The sequence below is a fragment of the Oceanobacillus limi genome (assembly GCF_900111445.1).
Taxonomy (GTDB): Bacteria; Bacillota; Bacilli; order Bacillales; family Amphibacillaceae; genus Ornithinibacillus; species Ornithinibacillus limi.
This window is the reverse complement of sequence record NZ_FOHE01000007.1, coordinates 116,096-137,778: the sequence shown is the minus strand read 5'-3', so window position 1 is coordinate 137,778 and position 21,683 is coordinate 116,096. Positions and strand designations below refer to the sequence as shown.

Genomic DNA, 21,683 nt, shown 5'->3' with positions numbered 1-21,683 from the left:
AGATAGGATATTATGATAATCATTATCCACCCAATCCGCATCGAAAAAAACAAAATCGTTGGTTAGTTCCAATGTTGTTGGGTGTTGTAATAGGAATATTATTAGTAGTTGTAGCATTACCAGCCGTACTAGAATCTGATCTTGTAACGCAACAACAGACGAATAGTAATACTGCTGGATTTACTGGACAGACAAATGGATCTTCCAATCCCAGTATTATGAACCTTGATGTTACAACACAGGTAACGAATGTTGTTCAAGAGGTTGCTCCAACAGTTGTTGGAGTGACCAATATTCAGAGACAAGGTGATTTTTGGGAACAGCAAAATGAAGGAACAGAAGCTGGAACGGGCTCAGGAGTTATCTATAAACATGATGGCGAGTATGCCTACATGGTTTCCAATTATCATGTAGTTGAAGGTGCAGATGAACTGGAGATTGTTTTATATAATGATACACATGTGGAAGCCGAATTACTTGGTGGTGATTTATTTTCGGATCTAGCTGTTTTACGTATGGATGGCGAAATAATTGAACAAACCATCGAAATGGGTTCATCCGCAAATTTAAAGGTTGGTGAACCTGCTATTGCCATTGGGAATCCATTAGGGCATATGTTCGCTGGTTCGGTTACACAAGGTATAATAAGCGGAACACAACGTACAATTCCACAGGATTTTGATTTTGATGGTCGTGCAGATTGGCAGGCAGAGGTAATACAAACAGATGCTGCAATTAATCCTGGGAATAGTGGTGGTGCGTTAATTAATATGGAAGGCCAGCTGATTGGTATTAATTCGATGAAAGTTAATCAAGAGGCCGTAGAGGGTATTGGTTTTTCTATTCCTATTGATGTTGCTCGACCAATCATTGAAGAGTTAGAAACGAATGGTTCTGTAACAAGGCCATATATGGGTGTAGAAATTTATTCCTTAGATGAAGTACCTCAGAGTGAGTGGAACGAAACCTTAAGTCTTCCAAATGAGGTAGAAGGTGGCGTCTATATATGGAGTGTTGAAGCTCTATCACCTGCTGATCAAGCTGGTTTAGAGAGACTCGATGTTATCACTCATTTAGACGGGGAGTCCGTTATGAATATGATTGAACTACGAAAAGTGTTATACCAAGAGAAGGAAATTGGTGATGAAGTAGCCATCACTTACTACCGTAATGGTGAGAAACAGGAAACGACGATTACGTTAGATGAGCAACGATAAAAATAAAGCTATCTCCAAAAAACTGGGGATAGCTTTTTTACGTTTTAGAACTTATACACAATTATGAAAAGTTATCCACAATATGTGTATAGTTTTTATGAATTATCTATATTTTGTAGCGTTTATTTGTTCGGACACAAATTAAGTGCGAACATTTGTGCATATGTGTATAACTTTGTGGATATTTACCTATAGAGAAAAGAAGCGTAACATCTATTCACATGCTAGGACTTGCTTGGTACATGCTTCCAAATGATGAGTAAGAGGATGAGCATAACGATATCTAATCGTGCTTGAAAAAGGAAAGGTAAAAATCCTTGTTGCTGGTTAAATAAAATCGGGATTTTTGTTAAATAGATGGCACCACAAATAACAATCAGAAGGGCAATAGCTGCCTGCCTCACGTACATTTTTCCTACAATAAGTGCTCCACAAGCAATTTCCAAAATCGCAATAAAAAATAATGTGGTTTCAGGAAAAGGTAACCCTAACTCATAAAAAGTAGCTTTAAAGTTTGGGTCAATCAGTTTTAGGATACCAGAAGTAATAAAAACATAGCCAACTGCGTAACAGATCCAGTTGGACATACTCATGTTGAATCGGATAACAATCTCCTCCTATTTTTATAAAATAAGTTCCTTAAAACTATATGCAACAAACTGGACAAACTTGACAAGTGGAGCAAGTTTATATTTTTTTGGAAACCGTTTTATTAATTTTTTTAATATTTTGTTGATTTTTATGTTTGTTGACCATATAATGTTTGTAGAAAGCGCTTTCCTTTTATATTTTTAATGTTTTTTTTATGCTTTTTACGAAACCGGTTTCCTAAACAGACATAATTCATTCACTTCTAGAAAATCAAAAGGATAAGGAGGGGCGAACGAAAATAGAACGGCTTGTATGTTAATTATCTAAATCATTTATGGGGGTAACTATTAATGAAAAGAAGTAACTTATTTTGGATGGTAGGCTTGTTTTTCATGTTTGGACTTTTCCTGACAGGCTGTGGTGATGATGATTCTGCGAGTGGTGATGGGGAAGTTACATTAGATTTTTGGGTGTTTGGAGCGACAAACTACGAAGATCTTGCTAAAGAGTACGAGGAAGAAAATCCTGGTGTCAAAATAAAAGTAAGAACTGCAGAAACCGAGGAACATCATAATGGACTATTTACTGCCTTATCAGCTGGTAGTGGAGCACCAGACATTGCGATGTTAGAGGTTGATCAATTGGATCGTTTTAAAGATGCTCAAGATCGCTTTGCCAATCTTTATGATCTTGGAGCGGAGGATGTGCAAGGGAAGTATTTAGATTGGAAATGGAAAATTGGTGAAAACAGTGATGGAGATTTCTTATTTGGATTGCCAACAGATATAGGACCTAAAGCAATGTTTTATCGTATTGACGTCTTTGAAGAAGCAGGTTTACCAACAGAACCAACCGAAGTGGAGGAGTTAATCCAATCAAAAGAAGATTTCATGCAAGTTGGAAAGCAGATTAAAGAAAACACTGGAAAGCCAATGGTCGATAGTATGGAGATGGCGTATCGAGCAATTATTGATGGAGCAGAACAGAGCTTTTTTAATCAAGAAGGAGATCTATTAATTGAAAATGAAGGTAATTCCGTTAAACAAGCATATGATTTAGCGGTAGAAATGCATGAACAGGGACTTGTTGGCGAATATACGATGTGGACTCCTGAATGGGGAAATGCCGTAAACAATGGAGATTTTGCCGTTGAAATGGGTGCTGCTTGGTTAAAAGGTTGGATGATGGGGAATGCACCAGATGCTGCTGGAAAGTTTCGAGTAGCAACCCTGCCAGCAGAATTCGCAGGTAACTGGGGAGGTTCTTATATTTCCATTCCTGATGAAACAGATCACCCAGAGGAAGCATATGCATTTGTTGAGTGGCTTGTATCACCAGAAAGTCAGTTGAAATCGTTCCAAAGTGAAGCGGGATTATTTCCTTCGTCACCTGAAGTTTACGAAATGGAGGATTTCCAGAACACAACAGATGAATTCTTTGGCGGACAAAGTACGGCACAATACTTTGCGAAGGCAACAGAGGATATTTCCTTTATTTACAAAGGACCAGATTATGTAAGTGTTCACAATGAAGTATTAAATGCACTAGAAAATGTCCAGCAAGGAGCAGATGCGGAAGAAGAATGGGATGCAGCGGTGGAGCGTATCAAAGGAGTTATTAACCGATAAGGATCCTACGTAACAAACAAATATGGATGTGGTGGTTGTTTGACTACTGCATCCATACAAATGATACGAAAGGAAGGGGAGAAATTGACCACACAGGGTAAAGGGAAATATCGGTCGGAACAAACGAAGGATAAAATTAGTGCCTATTTATACATTTCACCTTTCTTTATTATTTTTGCCATTATCGGCCTTTATCCAGCAGCCTTTAGCTTATACCTAGCATTTCAAAAATGGAATGGCCTAGGTGAAATGACATTTGTTGGCTTACAAAATTTTAGTGTCGTATTAAATGATCCATTATTTTGGAAGTCAGTTTATAACACAATTATTATTGGTTTAATGGGAACGGCACCACAAATTATTATTGGAATTATACTGGCATTTATTTTAAATCAAGCCTTTTTAAAATTTAAAAACACCTTTAGAGCAATGATTTTTATGCCGTATATTACGTCGATGGTAGCTGTGGCATTAGTATTTGGTGTGTTTTTTAGTAACAATGATACGGCTCTTGCAAACTATATGCTGAATTTATTTGGAATGGACTCGATGAATTGGAAAACCCATGAATGGGGAGCAAAAATAGCAATATCCGTTATGGTGTTCTGGCGCTGGATCGGATATAACACCATTATTTATTTAGCTGGATTACAGAGTATTCCTAAGGATTTATATGAAGCAGCCAGAATTGATGGTGCAAATATTGTTCAGCAATTACGCTTTATTACAATTCCTTTATTGAAACCATTTATTATCTTAACGGTTTTCTTCTCTACGGTAGGAGCACTTCAATTATTTACCGAACCAACGGTATTCCTAGGTGCTTCTGCATTTAGCAGGACAGAAGCAATGACGGTCGTGATGTATTTATATCGTGATGCCTTCAGTTTACAATCGTTCGGAACGGGATCAGCTACAGCGATTATTTTGCTAGTCATTATTATCATCTTTTCCGCACTAAATACATTTTTAACATCTGGAATTGGAAAAAAACGAAAGGAGTATAAAGCATGAAAGAAACCGTGAAAAAACGTTTTTCAATAGGCAAAATACTGATGTATACCTTTTTAATTATTGCATCTTTCATCTCTATATTTCCTTTCTATTGGATGTTTGTTATGGCAACGCGTCCAAGTGCAGCATACAACTCCATTCCACCAACAATGACACCAGGTGATCGATTAGTAGAAAATTTCTTAGCTGTACTTGACAAAATCCCATTTTTTGGAGCCATGTGGAATACATTAGTCCTTTGTGCTGTTGTTACATTGGTGGTCTTATTTATTAGTTCGCTAGCAGGGTTTGCTTTTGCAAAGTTTAAATTTCCGGGGAAAAATATACTTTTCATATCCATCTTATTGACCATGATCATACCACCACAGCTTGGTTTGATACCGCAATACTATTTAGTTGCGAAGTTTGGGTTATTGGACACCTTATTTGGTGCCATGATTATTTTTTTCTTAAATCCACTTGGAATTTTCTTAATGCGGCAATACATCGGCCAGTCTGTTTCAGATGAATTAGTGGAAGCTGCTAAATTGGATGGGTGCTCAAATTTTAGGATTTTCCGAAGTATTGTCTTGCCAATCATACTACCCGCTTTTGCAACGCTCGGGATAATTGTTTTTACTGCAACATGGGGTGAATTTTTATGGCAGTTCACGGTGCTCCGTGATCCAGAATCGTATACAATACAAGTAGCATTATCTTCCTTAAATACAACCAATAATGTCGACTTTGGCATGATGTTATCTGGTGTATTTTGGGCAACGATACCACTTGTCGTTGTGTTCTTAATGTTTAATAAATTATTTATCTCAAGTATTACAGAGGGATCCATTAAATAGATATTCAATCCTATTACGTATGCTGGAAGGGAATTAAAATGAGTTTAACAATAAAAGATATTGCAAAAATGGCAGGAGTATCGCCTGGGACCGTCTCCAAAATTATCAATAACTATGGTGGCATTGGGGAAAGCACGAAACAGAAAGTAGAAAAAGTGATTCAAGAGACAGGATATCGCCCTACTTTTTCCGCAAAGTCATTAGCTACCAAAAAATCGAATCTAATCGGTTTAATTTATGCAGGTAAAATTAATGTTGATTTTACCCATCCATTCTTTAATAAAGTAATGACATCGTTTAAAAAAGTAATTGGTGAACTTGGTTATGATATTTTAATGTTTTCTAATGAACAATTCCAAGGGGATAACGGAGATTATCTAGCTAGATGTCGACATTTCCATGTGGACGGTTGTTTAATTATCGCTGGTGAAGAAATTGAAGAAGCAGTCTATGAGCTTGTTCAAAGTGAAGTACCGTGTGTTGGTGTTGACTTAAACTTAACAGGACCAAATTATAGCTTTGTCATGACAGACAATGAAAAGATATCGACTAAAGTAGTGGAGCATTTGTATTTACAAAACATTCGAGAGGTTGGCTTCATTAACGGGAAGCAAGATTCCTCGGTGGCCATACTACGTGAGCAAGGGTTTCGAAACGCCATGCAACAGTTCGGAATGACCGTAAATGAGGACTGGGTTTATCATGGAGACTTCTTTGAGGAAAGTGGCTATCACGGGATGAAAAAGATTCTCGAGAGTCCAACACCACCAAAAGCGGTGTTTGCAGCTTCAGACCTAATGGCCTTTGGGGCAAAGAAAGCAATTCTTGAGCATGGACTTTCCATCCCCAACGATATTTGCTTAATCGGTTGTGATGATATTGATGCATGTCAATACAGTACACCACAGCTTAGTACGGTGAAGCAGGATAAAGAAAAGCTAGGAAAATTAGCTGCTCATTTACTAAATGACTTAGTCAATGGAGCGGAAGAAAAGCGTCCAATTCTAGTAGACCCCGAACTCGTATTACGTGAATCATGTACACCTGTAAAAAAAGAACTATCAAGGAGGTAGAACATGGCAATTATACAGTTACCGAAGGATTTAAAGTTTGGTGTAGCTACAGCAGCTTATCAAATAGAGGGAGCGACAAATGAGGATGGTAGAGGGCAATCAATCTGGGATACTTTTGCAAAAACACCTGGCAAGGTCGTAAATGGAGACAATGGCGATATTGCATGCGATAGCTATCATCGATATAAAGAAGACGTCCAATTAATCAAAGACTTAGGCTGTGATATGTATCGTTTTTCCGTATCTTGGCCACGCATTCTACCAAATGGTACGGGAGACGTAAACCAAGCTGGATTAGACTATTATCATCGACTTGTTGATGAATTAATCGCACAAGGTATTGAACCGATGTGTACGTTATATCATTGGGACCTTCCACAAGCTTTACAGGATAATGGTGGCTGGGAAAATCGAGAAACGATCGAAGCTTTCGTTAATTATGCGGAAATCATGTTTAAAGCGTTTGAAGGAAAGATTAATAAATGGATTACCATTAATGAGCCATGGTGTGTTTCTTATTTATCAAACTATTTGGGCGTACACGCACCAGGAAATCAGGACTTACAAGCAGCTACAACCATTTCCCATCATTTATTAGTTGCCCATGGAAAAACGGTCAAACGATATAGAGAATTGGGGATGGAAGGTGAAATAGGATATGCGCCAAACACGACCTGGAAAGAACCATACAGTAACCAACAACAAGATATTGATGCGTGCCGACGAGAGGTAGGTTATTTAATAGATTGGTTCTTTGATCCAGTTTTTCTGGGAAGCTACCCCGAGCATCTTGTAGATTGGTATAAACAAAAGGGAGTTACGCTTGATATTAAAGCCGGTGATATGGAATTAATTCAGCAAAAGATCGATTTTGTTGGTATCAATTATTACAATGGAAATGTTGCGAGGTATCAATCAGGTAGTGGGCTTTTTGATTGCGAAGACATCGATATGGGCTATAACCGAACAGATATTAATTGGCCAATCTATCCAGAGGGATTTTATAAAGTATTGACATATATCCATGATCGATATGGGGATACCCCCATTTATATTACAGAAAACGGTGCCTGTTTTAATGATGATGTACAACAGGGTCAAGTAAAGGACGATGGTAGAATCGACTATTTGAAAACGCATCTAGCATCCTTACAACGAAGCATAGATTCAGGTGTACCTATTAAAGGGTATCTTTGTTGGTCGCTATTGGATAACTTTGAATGGGCAGAAGGCTACACCATGCGATTTGGATTGGTGCATATGAATTACCGAACATTGGAACGTACGAAAAAAGATAGCTATTATTGGTATCAAAAGGTCATTGATAATGGATGGTATGAGCTATAAGGTAACTATGTTTTAGGCTTTTCTTGCGAGAGTGATGATGCAAGAGAAGCCTTTTTACATGTGAAAATACCATAATAGAAATATTTTCATTCGACAATCTATTAGTGAATACTTATAATTTACTTTATACTTTGCAAAGATGTATAGTAGATAAGAATAAACTATCTGGATTTGATACATAAAGGAAGTGCCGGAATGATTAAACGTTTTTTTTCCTATTATAAGCCACATAAACGATTATTTATTATTGATTTTACTTGTGCCGTATTTGTAGCAATACTTGAGCTTGTTTTTCCAATTGCGGTACAACGATTTATCGATAAGTTACTTCCAAGTAATGATTGGAATCTGATCGTAACGGTTAGTGCATTATTACTGGTTGTTTATTTACTAAGTACGTTTTTACAATATATTGTTACGTATTGGGGACATAAGCTTGGTGTTAATATCGAAACAGATATGCGACAGGATCTATTTAGCCATGTGCAAAGACAATCGTTTCGATTTTTTGATAATACGAAAACAGGACATGTTATGAGTCGTATTACGAATGACTTATTTGATATTGGAGAATTGGCCCATCATGGACCAGAGGATTTCTTCATTGCGATTATGACATTTATCGGAGCCTTTTTCCTAATGTTTAATATCAATTTCCATTTATCTGTAACGATTTTAATCATCGTACCAATACTTATATGGCTGATTGCCTACAGTAATATTAAAATGAATAAAGCTTGGAAATCCATGTATGAAGAAATTGCGGAAGTAAACGCACGTGTAGAAGATGCGGTGTCTGGTGTACGCGTAGTCCAATCTTTTACGAATGAAGATTATGAAATGAAGCGGTTCACAAAGGATAATTATAATTTTCGTAAAGCAAAGGTTGCTGCCTATCGGGTGATGGCTTTTGTTCATTCAAATATTTATATGATGATGCGATTAATGACGCTCATCGTACTGGTTATGGGCTCATGGTTCGTGTTTAATAATCGAATGGAAATGGGAGAATTGATCGCCTTTGTATTATTTACAAATGTGTTAACCAGTCCAATTCAAAAGATAAGCGCCCTACTTGAGCTTTACCCGAAAGGAATGGCTGGATTCAAACGATTCACCGATATCTTGGATGTCGAACCAGATGTGGTTGACCGAAAAGGTGCCAAATCTGTTCAGAACCTGAAAGGATTTATATCGTTCCATAAAGTAACTTTCGGATATGAAAAGACGCAAGGCCCGATTTTAAAAGCAATGAGCTTCAATATCAATGCTGGAGAGACAGTTGCGTTGGTTGGACCATCTGGTGCTGGAAAGACAACCATCTCTGCTTTAGTACCGCGTTTTTATGATGTGGATAGCGGGGAAATTACCATTGATGGAATTGATATTCGTGACATGACGAAAAAGTCTTTACGCGATCATATTGGAATCGTTCAACAGGATGTTTTCCTTTTTACAGGTACCTTACGAGAAAATATTGCTTATGGTAAATTGGATGCTACCGAACGAGAAATAAGAGAAGCGGCTCGGCGTGCCCATTTAGAAGACTTTATACATGACCTTCCTAACGGTTATGATACCCAAGTTGGGGAACGGGGATTAAAACTTTCCGGTGGACAAAAACAGCGTATTGCGATTGCGCGAATGTTTTTAAAGAATCCGCCAATTTTAATTCTTGATGAGGCAACATCAGCACTTGATACCGAAACCGAAACAATTATCCAACAAGCACTAAATGATCTAGCGAAGGATCGGACAACCATTGTTATCGCCCACCGGTTAGCAACGATTAAAAATGCCGATCGAATCATGGTGGTAACAAAGAATGGGATTGAAGAAGAAGGTAGTCATGAGGATTTACTAAAACGTGATGGATTGTTTGCGCATTTACATAGTGTGCAAATGCGATAAGAGTAATAAAGCTGATACAATTGACCTCTAAACCGTTGTCGGATAATGGTTTAGAGGTTTTTTAAAATCGTAATTAAAACTTGAGAACAACTAGGTGAAAAAACATATTCATTCTTCCCAGCAATGATTCAACCATTTTACAACAATAGCACTAGTCGTAAAAACGAATAAATAGACGATTGCAGAAAATCCCGTATTCCACCCATTCATATATGTAAACACATTAAACCTTACAGAAACCCACTCAATAATGGTTGATATCCCGGCCCAGAAAATAATAAATAATAAGATTCTGCCTAGATTCTTTTGTTTAAATAGAAAATACGAGAAAAAATACCCATACAGCGAATAATTAACACTATAGATAATAACATCAAAAAGCTCTAATTTTGGTGAATCCATGATGTCATAAAAGTCAAATGGGTAGTCGACTCCAATTAACACATCTGCAGTTAGTCCAAGAACAGCAAAATATAAAAATATAGTTAAAGTCAACCCCTTAGGCATTGTGTTAGGAACTATGATAAAAATGATGATTAAACAAGTTAATGTAATTACTACAAACCACTCGTTTATGTCAAAGTTTATCGGAAGCTTATACATCGGAACCTTCCTTCTGTACAAAGAAATTATTTATAAAGCGATAAAATAAAATAGAACTAAAGATGATCGATAACCATAAAAGTAACGAGAATCCTATATTCCAATTAATGTATTCAATTATTTTAATTCTCTCTAAAAACCTTTCAAAAATTATGGAGAAAGTTATTGCGATCAAGATTGAGGAAGCTTTAAGAGGGAATGTTCGTGTATTGTATACATTTAATAATAGTAAAATAGATATAGGCAATATAAAATACTGCAATATAATTAAAGAAATATAAGGGTCTGCATGCTTTGGTTTTGCTATGTATTTTAAATTGGTGAAAATTGAATTTATGATCAAACCTGAGAAAAAAACAATAAAAAGCCAAAGTGGAATAATTATTGTTCTAGGAACATTGTTCCATTTAAGAAATCCTGTAAACAAAAATAAAGTGACAAGTGTAAAAGTAATTGTTAACAACTACCTAGCCCCCCTCTTCTAACATGTTTGCTTTATTATTTTTCTAAACTGTAATTTTTATTACTTTTTTCAGGTGAATTGGACTGCATTTAAATGAATAAAGAAACAAACAATCCCTACGTTTAAGTTGGATATATATCCTTTCAAACAGGGTGAGAATAATAATAACTAATTTAAGAACAATGAAGTTCTTCCTGTTCTTGCTTTGTCTTAATTCGCTAAACAAAAATGACTACTTGCTTATTATAAGCAGGTAGTCATTTCTTTATTGTTCGACATTATTTCCATTATTTTGTCGATATTTCCCGGGAAATACCTGGGTAATGAATGATTAAACGGTGTTTTTTAGGTGGTCCACTACATTATAATCTTTAATGTTCCACTTATCTTCATGGAAGTGGATATTGTTGATGCACGTGTTTAATAGTTTCGTTTTACCTGAGCCGATTTCACCTTGAGAGAGCGTTGCTAGAATTTGATTGATAACAGCGCCATGAGCTACGACTAAAACGCGTTGATTGGGATATAATTGAGTTACTTGCTGAATCGCCCCCATCACCCGCTGATTAAAATTTTCTTTTTCTTCTTGGTTCGGATATTGATGGTCGGGAAATTTTTCTCTTCTTTCTTCCATGCTTAATCCCTCTGCATCTCCAAACGATCGTTCTGCAAAATCCTTCATTTCTATCATTGGTAAATGTAAATATTGATTAATAATCTCAGCAGTACGCTTTGCTCTCTTTAAAGGACTCGTAATGAGTACATCATAATCAGCTGGATGTAAGGAAGCACCACAATGTTCTGCTTGCTCGATTCCTTTGGCATTCAGTGGAATGTCTGTTTTCCCCTGCATTCTTCCAGTTGCATTCCAATCCGTTTCTCCATGGCGTATTAGACAGATAGAAGTCATTTTTACCTTCCCCCTACTTTAAATTAAGACCTTTAATTCATTTAAAAATTGATCGATACTTCCAATAAAATGCTTTACCCCTTCTACATAGTAAAAGGTGGTAGCTGTTGTTAGATCTATTGTATCAGGTGAGTAAAGAAAAACAGGCTTTCCATAGGCTAATGCCATTCCTAATTCCGTATGTGTACCTCTTCCCCCGGGAAGCAGCAATACAAGAAAATCGCAATCCGCAACGGCTTGCTTTTCCAGCTCGCCAATAGCTCCTAGCTTATCTTCTGTGGTGGCTCGAACATTTTGTGTCCAGTCATACGTGTGTAAATGCCCTTCTTTTTTTAGTTCATCCCTTACGTATTGAACGAGATCTTTATTTTCAAAACCAGATGCAATATAAAACTTCATTATTCCTATTTCCTTTCTTAAAGCCATTCATTTGCTAGCATGCTGTAAATAACATGATCTACATAATGGTCATATAGCCATTCTGCTTGGCGAATTTGCCCCTCGATTTGGTATCCTAGTCGCTCTGGTATTGCTCGACTTTTGTGATTATCATATGCTGCACGAATATCAATGCGATTTAGGTGGAGTTGATGGAAGGCGTAATCTGTTAACGCACGAACAACACGCGTCATGATCCCCTTTCCTTGGAAGCTCATTCCTAACCAATACCCAATATATCCAATTTGATTTCGCCAATCAAAGCTGTTAAAGCCAGCAATCCCTACTAATTGGTCACGATAAAAAATACCAGCATTTAAACCGACTCGTCTTTCATAAAGCTGTTGAGAGTCATGAATAAACTTCATGGAGTCTTGCAAATTTGATGTTTCATCTACCCAAGGTAACCATTCTCGCAAGTAGCTTCGAGAAGAATCAATAAGGTGAAATAAAGCAACAGCGTCCTGTTCAACCAAGGATCGTAATGACAATTCCTCATCAATATGATAAACAAACATAGGAAACCCTCCACCAAGATATCAATCTAGTTAGCTATTATCGTATCATAAAGTACAAGGTGTGAAGTATTATTTTTGATGTTTTTTAGATCTTCGAATCAAAGTATTGAGAAATTGAAAAATAATTGGTATGGTATATAAAAGTTTAAATTTTCGAAAATCGGCGGGAGAGGTTTCATGGTTTATAAAAGAACACCAGAGTCACTGTTTGAAGATATTTCTCAAGATAATGAAGTATTGAAAGCGTTTAAGCATCATTCTTTACGCGTAATGTATTTATCTACGATGCTGGCTAAACGTATTGGATGCTTTGATGAGGATATGAAAATTGCCGCATTATTACATGATATAGGGAAAATGGGGTTATCTAGAGATATTTTATTAAAGCCGAGTAGGTTAACCAATTTAGAAAGAACAATTGTGGAAAGTCACTCCCACTTAGGAAATGTTATTTTAAGAAAAGAATTAGGAAAAACGCGAGCGGCGAGGTTTGTACGAGATCATCATGAAAATTGGAATGGGACAGGCTATCCACGCGGATTAGTAGGAGAAGAAATTTCCTTACAAGGAAGAATCATTCGGGTATGTGATTCCTTTGATGCGATGACGTATGATATGCGAAATTATCAAGTAACGAAAATGTCTTATACGGATGCATTTGAGGAATTAAGAAGCTGTTCTTGGCGAGAGTATGATGGAAACATCGTAGAGGAATTTATCGCATTACTAAATGAAGTCGAGCTACCTAACTCTTGGTATAATAAGTTTGACTCAAAGTTCTTGGAGAATTTATTCCATAAATTAGATCTTCAAGATTTCTTGTAAGTGTTCGCAGCTGATAGACCCTCTAGATTCCTATAGAGGGTCCTGTAATTATTCTTCTGTTCTCGGTTTGGTAGGATCACAGTCTGGTGGTAATGTATTTGAAGACTCTGCAAGCTTTGTTAAGTAATAACATTCTTCACGGTACATGTGGTCTGCCATCAATGCAGAAAAAGTACTCAATACCTTGTCTGAGAGCTCCATTTCTTCGACTTCATGAAGGAATGTCTGGAATAGCTTTATTTCAACTTCGACATCGTCATTGAATCGATGTAAAGCAGGAAAGGATGTAACATTGGCACGTAAATAACCAGTAAGCTCAACTGCTTTTAAATAGAAATTATCAAAGTGCTTCGCAAACGTACTACTTTTTTCCTTTAATCGTTGTTCCACCTTATCTAACTCATCATTTATAGCCCCGGCATGCCCTGCTGCATCGGCTAACCAAACTAAATGATGATGTAACTCATGGAATATCGGTGGTGCCTTCCCCTCTTTTAAATAACTAATTACCAACAGATACTCCTCTAATTCGTTGACCATGTGGTTAATAAATGTTGGGGATAAATGAATCCCTATTTCCCCATTTAAATGTCTTTTAATAATAGAGAATTTATATTTCTTCAATTCTTCCACTGCAGCTTCTGCTTGCTTCGTGAAAGCAATAACATTATTGTTTAAGGACTTTGATTCCTCTAATAACCGATCAAAATGGTCAACAAAATTCTTCGCAATAGCCACATCTTCTTCCTCTGTTGGGTAAAGGGAATCTCGAATAAATCGAGAATGATCCCCTAATACTTGTAACCAAAATTGATGTTCAAACGCTGCACTCTCTAATAAATCTGCCAATAGACATCATCCCCTTTGTTCGTCATCAATTTAATGTATTCGTTAGGAGATCGAATTATTATAAGAAGTATAGATCTAGCTGGTGGTATCTAGATAAGAAGCAATGGTAAACTATTCGTATGAACCTATCTTGAAAGGAACGGAATATAGATGAAAATAACGGTAATTGCAGTTGGAAAGTTAAAAGAAAAATATTTAAAACAAGGCATTCAAGAATATTTAAAGCGATTAAGTGCGTATGCAAAGGTAGAAGTCAAAGAAGTAGCCGATGAAAAAGCACCAGAGAATATGAGTGATGCAGAGATGCTGGAAGTAAAGCAGAAGGAAGGCGAACGAATCCTATCGAACATTGGACAAGATACTTATGTAATTACACTAGAAATAAACGGAAAAATGCTAAGCTCGGAACAACTAGCTGAGAAGATGGACGAACTAGCTACTTACGGAAAAAGCAAGGTAGCGTTTGTAATTGGTGGATCCCTTGGTATAAGTGAAGACGTACAGAAGCGGAGTGACTTGGCGCTGTCTTTTTCAAAGATGACGTTTCCACATCAGGTTATGCGGTTGATTTTGTTGGAGCAGGTTTATCGTGGGTTTCGGATTATTAGGGGGGAACCGTACCATAAATAGAGGCAAAAATTGTTCAAGATAAGGTGGTAATTTATCGTTAGAAACTGTTGTTTGAGGTAGGATTACTCCCTCTTCATCAGTTTCTAAATATAATAAGTGGATTAAGGCAAAAGTTTTTGAGATATTAACTTCAGTGAAATCAAAATCGAGTTCTATTGTATCCACAACACGTGTTTTATCTTTAGGTTGAAAAATGCTAATACTTTCTATCAATAATTGTAGTAATTGTTTTTGTTTATTTCTAGATGATCGTTCATAAGTTTCAGTAAACTTTCTTAAAAGGACATGAAGAAGATCTGGCTGTATAACCTTAGTATCGATTGAGCTGAGTTTAGTACTTAGTTCATTTTTTCTTTGTTCTAATGTTGATTTTTCCTCGGATACATCCTTTAGTCGCTCTTGTAAAATATCCACAGGAAATAGATTTTGTTCATATGCCTCGAAATATTTATCTTGAAGTTCTTTCAATTCGATAATTCTAATATCAACATTTTTTAATTCTGATTGGATTTCTTTAGTAGAATTAACGGAGTTATTATTAAGTGAATTAATCTTTAACGCGAATTCCTCTTTGTTATTAATTAATTCCTGAATTTTTTCTATAGTCGTACTTTCCGCATTATAAGCTTTAATTGAATTAGCTCTACAAGCGGAAGACCCCTTGTTGTGAAAATCGCTGCATACATAATATCGATGCTTTCTTTTTGTGCCGTCTTTACGTGTATAGGTTGTAATTGATGGAACCATACCTTGTCCGCAATCAGGACATCGTAATATGCTGCTTAACAAAAATGGTTCATTTGATTGTCTCTGTTTAAAAGATTTACTTTTTCTTCGAGTTTGTACTATATTCCATAATTCGTCACTGATTATCGCTTCGTGTTTACCTTCTACCAGTATAGGATTTGGATTTTTTCCTTTTCTGCGTTTAGTATCCCAATTTTCTACTTTAAGCCAACTAATCTTTCCATTATATATGGGATTGTCTAAGATAGTTGCGATGCCGTTAATTGAAAAATAACGGTCTTTTTTTGTACGGTATCCTTGTTTGTTTACATAGTTTGCAATGGCCTTTAATCCTTTTCCTTTTGCATATTGATCAAAGATAAGTTGAATAACATTTGATTCCTTTTGATTAATAATAAGTTCCTTTTCAATTGAATCGTAACCAAACACAATTCCACCATTCCATTCACCTTGGAGAGCGCGTTGTTTCATGCCAAGTTTTACGTTTTCAGATAGTGTATTCCTTTCCATTTCGGCTATGGAAGCCATAAGCTGCAGAACAAGTCTTCCGATGGGACTACCAGTATCAAAGTTTTCCGAGTAAGAAATGAATTTCACATTATATTCTTCAAATTTATCCAAAAGAACCAACGTGTCCAACATGTTACGTGAAAGACGAGAGATCTTCCAGACTAAAACAGCTTGGAATTTATTCTTCTCTATATCTGACACAAGTCGTTGCATGGCGGGTCGTCCTTTAATTGATTTTCCACTTATCCCTTCATCAATATATTCGTCACTTACATCCCAACCATATAACTTTGCGTATTGACGTAGGGTATCCAGTTGAGCGTCAATACTGTATCCCTCACTTGCTTGCTCTTCTGTGCTGACGCGGCAATAGATAGCGACTTTTTTTATTTCATTCATTTATATCCCCCCTTCATCTTAAATAATACTATGAATTTAAGTAAGGGGAAAACGAGTTTTATATGTCACAGTCAGAACACAAAGAGCAATGAATAGATTGACTAAGGGATTATCAAATTAGTTGCTAAGGCTTTGGATTGTATGTCATTTAAAATGAAACAGTTTCTGCTAGAAAAACTAACACACTTCACTGGAAATTAACATCCCTATTTTATAGTAATTTGCAGCCTCTAATAACAAGACATCTGTTAATCATTTTACGATAAAGGTAAATAACAAAGAGCCAAAACACACATTTTTAATGAATAAAATAGTGTATATTTTGGCTCTTCTAGATATTGGATTTATTGAACTAAAGCACCCGTTCGTATTATAAGGTTAACCAGAATTTACTGGTTGACTATTTTTTATATGGTCTTATCATTTACATTGTAGTCGGGGCAGAACGTAAGCACCCGTGGGATATGAACCCGTCAACTAAACTGTTCGCCCCCTACTTGTAGAAACATGATTGAGGCTGGTTGGGACAAGGATCCCGCATAACAAGCGAAGCTGTGATACTACAAGAAGGATTAGGGGTACCGGCAAATACTTCTTAGGAGGAGATATTCAATGAATCCAGTAGTAGGTCCGGATAAATTACGTCACTTTTTAATTGATATTGAAAATAATACTGGGGTACGACCTCCTGTCGTACTAGAATCCACAGGGCATTATCACACACCAGTTGTTCAATATCTAGAGAAAAAAGGATATTTAACGATTATCGTTAATCCACTTATTTTTTATAAGGCAAAGAGTTCTAGTCTACGAAAAGTTAAAACAGATGTAATTGACGCGAGACACCTCTGCGAGCTGTACTATAAGGAAGAACTAGAACCACAAAAGAAACGCGGAATACAATTACTAAATTTACGTAACCTTACTAGACAACATGAAAATATTACAAGCTTATATGTACAAACAAAATTACAGTTTCATTCCGTGTTGGATCAGATATTTCCTGAGTATGTGGGGTTTTTGGGGACTTATATTCTACTGTTTCTTTACTTACCCTATCAAACTATCCAACATAGAAGGATGTTTTGGAGACGGATAAAGACACTCTAAATAAAAGTATTCATGAATCCTGTCCAAGGCGTTCATTGGAATGGGCAGCTTCTTTTGTTTAAAAACAAGTTACTGAGTTTCCTTTTGTTGCAACCATAGGAACAGGTTTGTAATAAGTTTAGATACAATAAAAAGTGCCACATAAAATAGAAATAGATGAACGTAATTTACTCCTTTAAACATATGGAAAAAGTGTAGGTTTACCATAATTGGTTTTAATGCGAAGGCAAATATTGCTGATAGTAGTACAGAGTATAGATAAATATTCCTTTTATGATTTAACGTCCATTGATATAACAACATAAAACTCACTGGTACGAATGAAGCGTCTAAGGAAAAGCTCGGTAAAAAAGGGGCAATTTGGTAAGGGTATTCCCATAAACCCAGACTAATACCAATAGAATTAACATAAGCAAACCATATATGATAATTAAGTCCAAAAAAACCAAGAAGCAATATTTTACCCTTATCAATTGAAATGAATAACACGATTAGGGGTACAATTAACATTAGAATTACTACCCAAAATTGCCAAATCCCAAAGTCCGAAAATGATTTCCAATACTCAATATGAAATTGAGTTAACTCTTCAGCCATCGACCTGATTTTATTCAAAAGTTCTAATTGTTTTTCCTTCATCTAATACCCCACCTGATTATATATAATTATCGGGTATTTTAACCATTTGTTTGTTAAACTATTCTGCTTCTTTACTTTAATAAGCAATAGGAGATGCTAAATCTAAAACTCTTTGTTAAGCTAAAGCATCCTTTACGATAACAAGAAGTATGTTCAATTGCTTCTATTTCTCCGTTGTAACTCTAACAGTTCTTTTAACATCTGATTTGTTTTCGAGTTATCTATCCAACCCTCACAGCTATCGATATAATAATAAAAAGAAATAACCATCCAATTAAGAAAAACACAATTCCAATTGCTAATGGCAATCCCGTAAAAAAATACTGAATCATCACCTTATATCCTCCTCAAAACTTTTATACACCACACTGATTCCAAATCAATATAAGGTTATTGCTTGTTGAAGATAAGCTCCCGTTAGTTGAATTGCGAAATCTAATCAACCACTTCTACTTCGAATTTTAATCGATTTACATCCCAAACATCTTCATCGTAGTTTGAAATAACATTTACTTTAACTTTTTGTCCTACATTATAGTCTTCTGGATTTGAAACCCGAATTGTGTGTATCATTGACTCCGTTTTATTACCAACTGCCTCTTGTGTAGTTGCCGATTTAACCACTTTCATCGGTCCATCTACTTCAATATCTCCAGTGTTTTCTTTGATTTCTATGATAATTGCTTCTATCAAATACTCTTCGTTTGTTTGTGAACAACTTATCAGAACAAACATTAAGGTTACAATAAAGAATATCTTTCTTTTTAACATTTTAGCAATCACCTTTCCTATTCTTTATTCAACTCTTCTGCCCTTTAAAACAATAGAAACTGGCACATTCGACAACTCCTTATTCAATATTTGCACCCTTTACTTTAATAAGCAATAGGAGCTGCCAAATCGACAACTCATTGTTCAACATAAGCCACCCTATAGTTGAACAAATATCATAAATAAAATGCGAATAAATTGGGAAACATTAGATTGAGGTGATTAAATGAAGAAAGAAGATTTAAAACTCACATCTGCTGAGATAGGAACATTATGGGGAGAATATGTAAATGGAACAGCCGTAGAAACTGTTAATAAATATATGCTATCCATTATAGAAGATGAGAAGATAAAATTGCTGTTCGAAGATGCAATAAAGATATTTGATAAACAGAAAAGTCAAATAAGACGATTTATTGAAAATGAAGATTTCCCAGTACCAGTTGGCTTTACTGAATCAGACCTTAACAAAGGAACCAAAAGGTTATTTTCTGATATCTTCTGTTTGCACTATTTACATATTATTACACTGCATGGCTTACTAGGGCATTCAACATCTCTTAGTTCTTCAGTAAGGAAGGACTTGAGGAACTTTTATGATTCATGTAGTAATGACGGGATGAGTATGTATCATCGAACTACTGAACTACTACTCGAAAAAGGACATTTTCAAAGAGACCCGTACTTTTATCCAGAAGAGAATCCAGAATTTGTTTCAGGACAACAATTTATAGATGGTTTTTTTGGAGATAAGCGCCCTTTAGCTGCAACAGAAATTATTGCGTTATCACTTAACTTAAAAAAGAAAATAACGGAAAAATCTCTTTCTATTGGATTTAGTCAAGTAACACAATCAAAAGAGGTTAGAAAATTTTTAGAGAGCGCACAGAACGCTTCTGACCAGCAAATTCAATCACTAAGTAAAATACTTAAAGGCGATAACTTGCCTGTTCCTATGTCTTGGGAATCCGAGGTTACAGCTTCCCAAGATTCCCCTTTTTCAGATAAGTTAATGTTGTATCACATTGGATTCTTGTTGCAATCCTCCCAATCATATCATGGTGCAGGCCTCGCATCTGCGATGAGAATAGACCTAGTGACGACTTATGAGAAAATAATACTAAAGAATTTAATGATTACAAAAGAGTGGTTCAATTTAATGACCAAAAATAAATGGTTAGAACAACCACCACTTGCTCCAAACAGAAAAGACCTAGCAAAAAATAAATAAAACTAAAATGCCCTTTTAGCGAGGGCATTTTAATTCTGAATTCTTGTTAAACTTTACTGCCACGTTAGTGCAATAAGAACTACTTCGATAACATGCATAATTATTAGTATATATACACTTTTCGTGAGTATCGATAATGAAAAGACAAACAGTGGTTCCGTCATCTTTAATACCATCATACACATTCTACCTTAAAATTGGGAAGTCCTTAACTGGAAAAAAGTGTTTCATTTTATCAAGCAAAAATTGTACCATCCAATCTAGCGGTCACAATGGCTCCGTTCAAATCCTTTTACAAATCATCTATCCCTTTCTTTATATCAAATAATCCATTAAACTAAACGGTGGTATAATATGTAAATGTTGCAATTAAATAAAAATTTGAAGTAGGATGTGAACAAGATTAATAAGAAAGATAGAAAACTATTGGCTAACGTTACTTCAGGACTCTTTTTAATAATAAGTTTATATTTATATTGGATTGTTTTTCACAGTACTAATATTTATATACTTTTCGGAATTATTCTCACTACTGCTATAATTGATGGTATAACTTATAACGCGCTATCAAAAAAGGGAAAGACTAAAAAACGGGCAAAGTCTCCACGTAATAATTCAAGAAAATATAAAAACAAGGAAGACTTTAATCGATTAAGAAGCGATGAAAACATAATAGAATCTCCATTGGAAGAACTTTCATGGCGAGAATTTGAAAGAATTTGTTATCTATATTTTAAGGCAAGGGGGTATAAACCAAAGGAAACATCCAACGGTGCAGATGGAGGGGTTGATTTGATAATTTTTAACCGATACCATCAAACGAATGAAGCAGTTCAAATTAAACATTACCTATCATCTAAAAACCAAATTACTGTTAGAGAAATTAGAGAACTTAACTCAGCAAAGAGAAATCATGACTGTGTATTGGCAAGGTTTATAACCAGCTCTGGCTACACTCGGGAGGCATTAATTGAAGCGGATAAATATAAAATTCAGTGCCATAGTATTGAGTGGGTAAAAAGTCGAATAGAAAAATGGAGGAAATCAGAGCTAGCAAAGATAAGTGATAAAAAGGCGAAATAGATTTTGGTTTATTATGTAACTAAAATATTCACAAAAGTGAGTGATACGATGAAGTTATTATTATGTAGCGAATGCTATGAAGTTTTTAGTCTTGATTTTCATCTTAAAAGTTGTACGTGTGGACAAACAAAAGGAAAGTATATCGACGACATAAACGCAATCTACGCAGGACGAAGTGCAATTCCATTAGGTTTTAATAATTTAACTGTTGTTGAAGCAATTAAGAAACAACCCGAAAAAGGATGGGGAGAAGAGTTTAAGGCATTTGTCATACCTAAAGATTGTCCAACATTTAAAAGAAAGAACTGCGATTAAATAAAGTTATAGCAAAAAAGGAGAA

The 21,683-nt window shown here is 35.7% G+C and carries 21 protein-coding genes and 1 pseudogene; 13 read left to right on the top strand and 9 right to left on the bottom strand.

Translation table 11 applies throughout. The features are described 5' to 3' along the window. The first annotated feature begins 2 nt into the window (after positions 1 to 2). Positions 3 to 1,217 carry a S1C family serine protease gene (locus BMX40_RS09675; RefSeq protein ID WP_170840741.1) on the top strand — a complete coding sequence of 405 codons (1,215 nt, stop codon included), beginning with the start codon at positions 3 to 5 and terminating at the stop codon, positions 1,215 to 1,217. A gap of 224 nt (positions 1,218 to 1,441) precedes the next feature. Here BMX40_RS09675 and BMX40_RS09670 read toward each other — a convergent pair whose 3' ends face one another. Then, positions 1,442 to 1,810, bottom strand: a complete 369-nt coding sequence (locus BMX40_RS09670) for a DoxX family protein (protein WP_090869265.1) — start codon at positions 1,808 to 1,810, stop codon at positions 1,442 to 1,444. 348 nt (positions 1,811 to 2,158) lie between these two features. Between BMX40_RS09670 and BMX40_RS09665 the strand changes: the two genes are divergently transcribed. The 6 genes from BMX40_RS09665 to BMX40_RS09640 all read left to right on the top strand — a co-directional run bounded on the left by BMX40_RS09665 (position 2,159) and on the right by BMX40_RS09640 (position 9,617). Next, a complete protein-coding gene (locus tag BMX40_RS09665; RefSeq protein WP_425287853.1) occupies positions 2,159 to 3,436 on the top strand; it encodes an ABC transporter substrate-binding protein in 1,278 nt (425 codons plus the stop codon). A gap of 60 nt (positions 3,437 to 3,496) precedes the next feature. Beyond that, positions 3,497 to 4,450 (top strand): carbohydrate ABC transporter permease, encoded by a 954-nt coding sequence (locus tag BMX40_RS09660; RefSeq protein WP_090869351.1) that lies wholly within the window; start codon positions 3,497 to 3,499, stop codon positions 4,448 to 4,450. Next, complete coding sequence (locus tag BMX40_RS09655) at positions 4,447 to 5,286, top strand: carbohydrate ABC transporter permease (protein ID WP_090869263.1); 840 nt, start codon at positions 4,447 to 4,449, stop codon at positions 5,284 to 5,286. The genes BMX40_RS09660 and BMX40_RS09655 overlap by 4 nt, the downstream gene beginning before the upstream one ends. A 38-nt stretch (positions 5,287 to 5,324) precedes the next feature. Continuing rightward, positions 5,325 to 6,359 carry a LacI family DNA-binding transcriptional regulator gene (locus BMX40_RS09650; RefSeq protein WP_090869261.1) on the top strand — a complete coding sequence of 345 codons (1,035 nt, stop codon included), beginning with the start codon at positions 5,325 to 5,327 and terminating at the stop codon, positions 6,357 to 6,359. Positions 6,360 to 6,362: 3 nt separating this feature from the next. Further along, positions 6,363 to 7,706 (top strand): GH1 family beta-glucosidase, encoded by a 1,344-nt coding sequence (locus BMX40_RS09645; protein ID WP_090869259.1) that lies wholly within the window; start codon positions 6,363 to 6,365, stop codon positions 7,704 to 7,706. 195 nt (positions 7,707 to 7,901) lie between these two features. Further along, positions 7,902 to 9,617: an ABC transporter ATP-binding protein gene (locus BMX40_RS09640; protein WP_090869256.1), complete on the top strand. Its 1,716-nt coding sequence runs from the start codon at positions 7,902 to 7,904 to the stop codon at positions 9,615 to 9,617. A 108-nt stretch (positions 9,618 to 9,725) separates the two neighbouring features. On the opposite strand, the gene BMX40_RS09635 is transcribed toward BMX40_RS09640, so the two are convergent. From BMX40_RS09635 to BMX40_RS09615, 4 genes are all read right to left on the bottom strand, one after another. Further along, positions 9,726 to 10,220 (bottom strand): hypothetical protein, encoded by a 495-nt coding sequence (locus tag BMX40_RS09635; RefSeq protein WP_090869254.1) that lies wholly within the window; start codon positions 10,218 to 10,220, stop codon positions 9,726 to 9,728. 794 nt (positions 10,221 to 11,014) lie between these two features. Continuing rightward, the gene (locus tag BMX40_RS09625; protein ID WP_090869249.1) at positions 11,015 to 11,593 is read right to left on the bottom strand and encodes a histidine phosphatase family protein; all 579 of its coding nucleotides are present in this window, start codon (positions 11,591 to 11,593) and stop codon (positions 11,015 to 11,017) included. An 18-nt stretch (positions 11,594 to 11,611) separates the two neighbouring features. After that, positions 11,612 to 11,992 (bottom strand): nucleoside 2-deoxyribosyltransferase, encoded by a 381-nt coding sequence (locus BMX40_RS09620; protein ID WP_090869247.1) that lies wholly within the window; start codon positions 11,990 to 11,992, stop codon positions 11,612 to 11,614. A gap of 17 nt (positions 11,993 to 12,009) precedes the next feature. After that, on the bottom strand, positions 12,010 to 12,549 hold the full coding sequence (locus BMX40_RS09615; RefSeq protein WP_090869245.1) for a GNAT family N-acetyltransferase: 540 nt from the start codon (positions 12,547 to 12,549) through the stop codon (positions 12,010 to 12,012). Between the two features lie 177 nt (positions 12,550 to 12,726). Between BMX40_RS09615 and BMX40_RS09610 the strand changes: the two genes are divergently transcribed. Beyond that, a complete protein-coding gene (locus BMX40_RS09610) occupies positions 12,727 to 13,374 on the top strand; it encodes an HD-GYP domain-containing protein (RefSeq protein ID WP_090869243.1) in 648 nt (215 codons plus the stop codon). A gap of 48 nt (positions 13,375 to 13,422) precedes the next feature. Here BMX40_RS09610 and BMX40_RS09605 read toward each other — a convergent pair whose 3' ends face one another. Beyond that, a complete protein-coding gene (locus tag BMX40_RS09605) occupies positions 13,423 to 14,223 on the bottom strand; it encodes a DUF2935 domain-containing protein (RefSeq protein WP_090869241.1) in 801 nt (266 codons plus the stop codon). Between the two features lie 150 nt (positions 14,224 to 14,373). Here BMX40_RS09605 and rlmH point away from each other — a divergent pair, with 150 nt between their 5' ends. After that, complete coding sequence (gene rlmH, locus BMX40_RS09600; protein WP_090869239.1) at positions 14,374 to 14,853, top strand: 23S rRNA (pseudouridine(1915)-N(3))-methyltransferase RlmH; 480 nt, start codon at positions 14,374 to 14,376, stop codon at positions 14,851 to 14,853. Here the strand turns inward: rlmH and BMX40_RS09595 are convergent. Continuing rightward, positions 14,755 to 16,509: a recombinase family protein gene (locus BMX40_RS09595; RefSeq protein WP_090869237.1), complete on the bottom strand. Its 1,755-nt coding sequence runs from the start codon at positions 16,507 to 16,509 to the stop codon at positions 14,755 to 14,757. The genes rlmH and BMX40_RS09595 overlap by 99 nt on opposite strands. A gap of 627 nt (positions 16,510 to 17,136) precedes the next feature. Between BMX40_RS09595 and BMX40_RS09590 the strand changes: the two are divergent. After that, positions 17,137 to 17,669, top strand: a pseudogene (locus tag BMX40_RS09590) (IS110 family transposase); the annotation flags it as partial. Positions 17,670 to 17,688: 19 nt separating this feature from the next. Here BMX40_RS09590 and BMX40_RS09585 read toward each other — a convergent pair. After that, a complete protein-coding gene (locus BMX40_RS09585) occupies positions 17,689 to 18,258 on the bottom strand; it encodes a CBO0543 family protein (protein WP_090869235.1) in 570 nt (189 codons plus the stop codon). A gap of 435 nt (positions 18,259 to 18,693) precedes the next feature. Continuing rightward, a complete protein-coding gene (locus tag BMX40_RS09580) occupies positions 18,694 to 19,029 on the bottom strand; it encodes a hypothetical protein (RefSeq protein ID WP_090869233.1) in 336 nt (111 codons plus the stop codon). 226 nt (positions 19,030 to 19,255) lie between these two features. On the opposite strand from BMX40_RS09580, the gene BMX40_RS09575 reads away from it, so the two are divergent. The 3 genes from BMX40_RS09575 (at position 19,256) to BMX40_RS09565 (ending at position 21,658) form a co-directional block, all read left to right on the top strand. Continuing rightward, positions 19,256 to 20,260, top strand: coding sequence for a DUF3231 family protein (locus BMX40_RS09575; RefSeq protein WP_090869231.1), 1,005 nt, complete (start codon positions 19,256 to 19,258; stop codon positions 20,258 to 20,260). A 426-nt stretch (positions 20,261 to 20,686) separates the two neighbouring features. Continuing rightward, entirely contained in the window at positions 20,687 to 21,343 is a 657-nt protein-coding gene (locus BMX40_RS09570; protein WP_244513469.1) for a restriction endonuclease, read from the top strand. 48 nt (positions 21,344 to 21,391) lie between these two features. Next, positions 21,392 to 21,658 (top strand): hypothetical protein, encoded by a 267-nt coding sequence (locus tag BMX40_RS09565; protein ID WP_090869347.1) that lies wholly within the window; start codon positions 21,392 to 21,394, stop codon positions 21,656 to 21,658. The last annotated feature ends 25 nt before the right edge of the window (positions 21,659 to 21,683 follow it).

Bases quoted from the DNA above. Each gene is read 5' to 3' on its own strand.
- BMX40_RS09620 (WP_090869247.1), bottom strand. From the start codon at position 11,992: ATGAAGTTTTATATTGCATCTGGTTTTGAAAATAAAGATCTCGTTCAA.
- BMX40_RS09615 (WP_090869245.1), bottom strand. From the start codon at position 12,549: ATGTTTGTTTATCATATTGATGAGGAATTGTCATTACGATCCTTGGTT.
- BMX40_RS09670 (WP_090869265.1), bottom strand. From the start codon at position 1,810: ATGAGTATGTCCAACTGGATCTGTTACGCAGTTGGCTATGTTTTTATT.
- BMX40_RS09660 (WP_090869351.1), top strand. From the start codon at position 3,497: ATGATACGAAAGGAAGGGGAGAAATTGACCACACAGGGTAAAGGGAAA.
- BMX40_RS09595 (WP_090869237.1), bottom strand. From the start codon at position 16,509: ATGAATGAAATAAAAAAAGTCGCTATCTATTGCCGCGTCAGCACAGAA.
- BMX40_RS09610 (WP_090869243.1), top strand. From the start codon at position 12,727: ATGGTTTATAAAAGAACACCAGAGTCACTGTTTGAAGATATTTCTCAA.
- BMX40_RS09635 (WP_090869254.1), bottom strand. From the start codon at position 10,220: ATGTATAAGCTTCCGATAAACTTTGACATAAACGAGTGGTTTGTAGTA.
- BMX40_RS09645 (WP_090869259.1), top strand. From the start codon at position 6,363: ATGGCAATTATACAGTTACCGAAGGATTTAAAGTTTGGTGTAGCTACA.
- BMX40_RS09650 (WP_090869261.1), top strand. From the start codon at position 5,325: ATGAGTTTAACAATAAAAGATATTGCAAAAATGGCAGGAGTATCGCCT.
- rlmH (WP_090869239.1), top strand. From the start codon at position 14,374: ATGAAAATAACGGTAATTGCAGTTGGAAAGTTAAAAGAAAAATATTTA.
- BMX40_RS09640 (WP_090869256.1), top strand. From the start codon at position 7,902: ATGATTAAACGTTTTTTTTCCTATTATAAGCCACATAAACGATTATTT.
- BMX40_RS09575 (WP_090869231.1), top strand. From the start codon at position 19,256: ATGAAGAAAGAAGATTTAAAACTCACATCTGCTGAGATAGGAACATTA.
- BMX40_RS09665 (WP_425287853.1), top strand. From the start codon at position 2,159: ATGAAAAGAAGTAACTTATTTTGGATGGTAGGCTTGTTTTTCATGTTT.
- BMX40_RS09625 (WP_090869249.1), bottom strand. From the start codon at position 11,593: ATGACTTCTATCTGTCTAATACGCCATGGAGAAACGGATTGGAATGCA.
- BMX40_RS09655 (WP_090869263.1), top strand. From the start codon at position 4,447: ATGAAAGAAACCGTGAAAAAACGTTTTTCAATAGGCAAAATACTGATG.
- BMX40_RS09585 (WP_090869235.1), bottom strand. From the start codon at position 18,258: ATGAAGGAAAAACAATTAGAACTTTTGAATAAAATCAGGTCGATGGCT.
- BMX40_RS09565 (WP_090869347.1), top strand. From the start codon at position 21,392: ATGAAGTTATTATTATGTAGCGAATGCTATGAAGTTTTTAGTCTTGAT.
- BMX40_RS09580 (WP_090869233.1), bottom strand. From the start codon at position 19,029: ATGTTAAAAAGAAAGATATTCTTTATTGTAACCTTAATGTTTGTTCTG.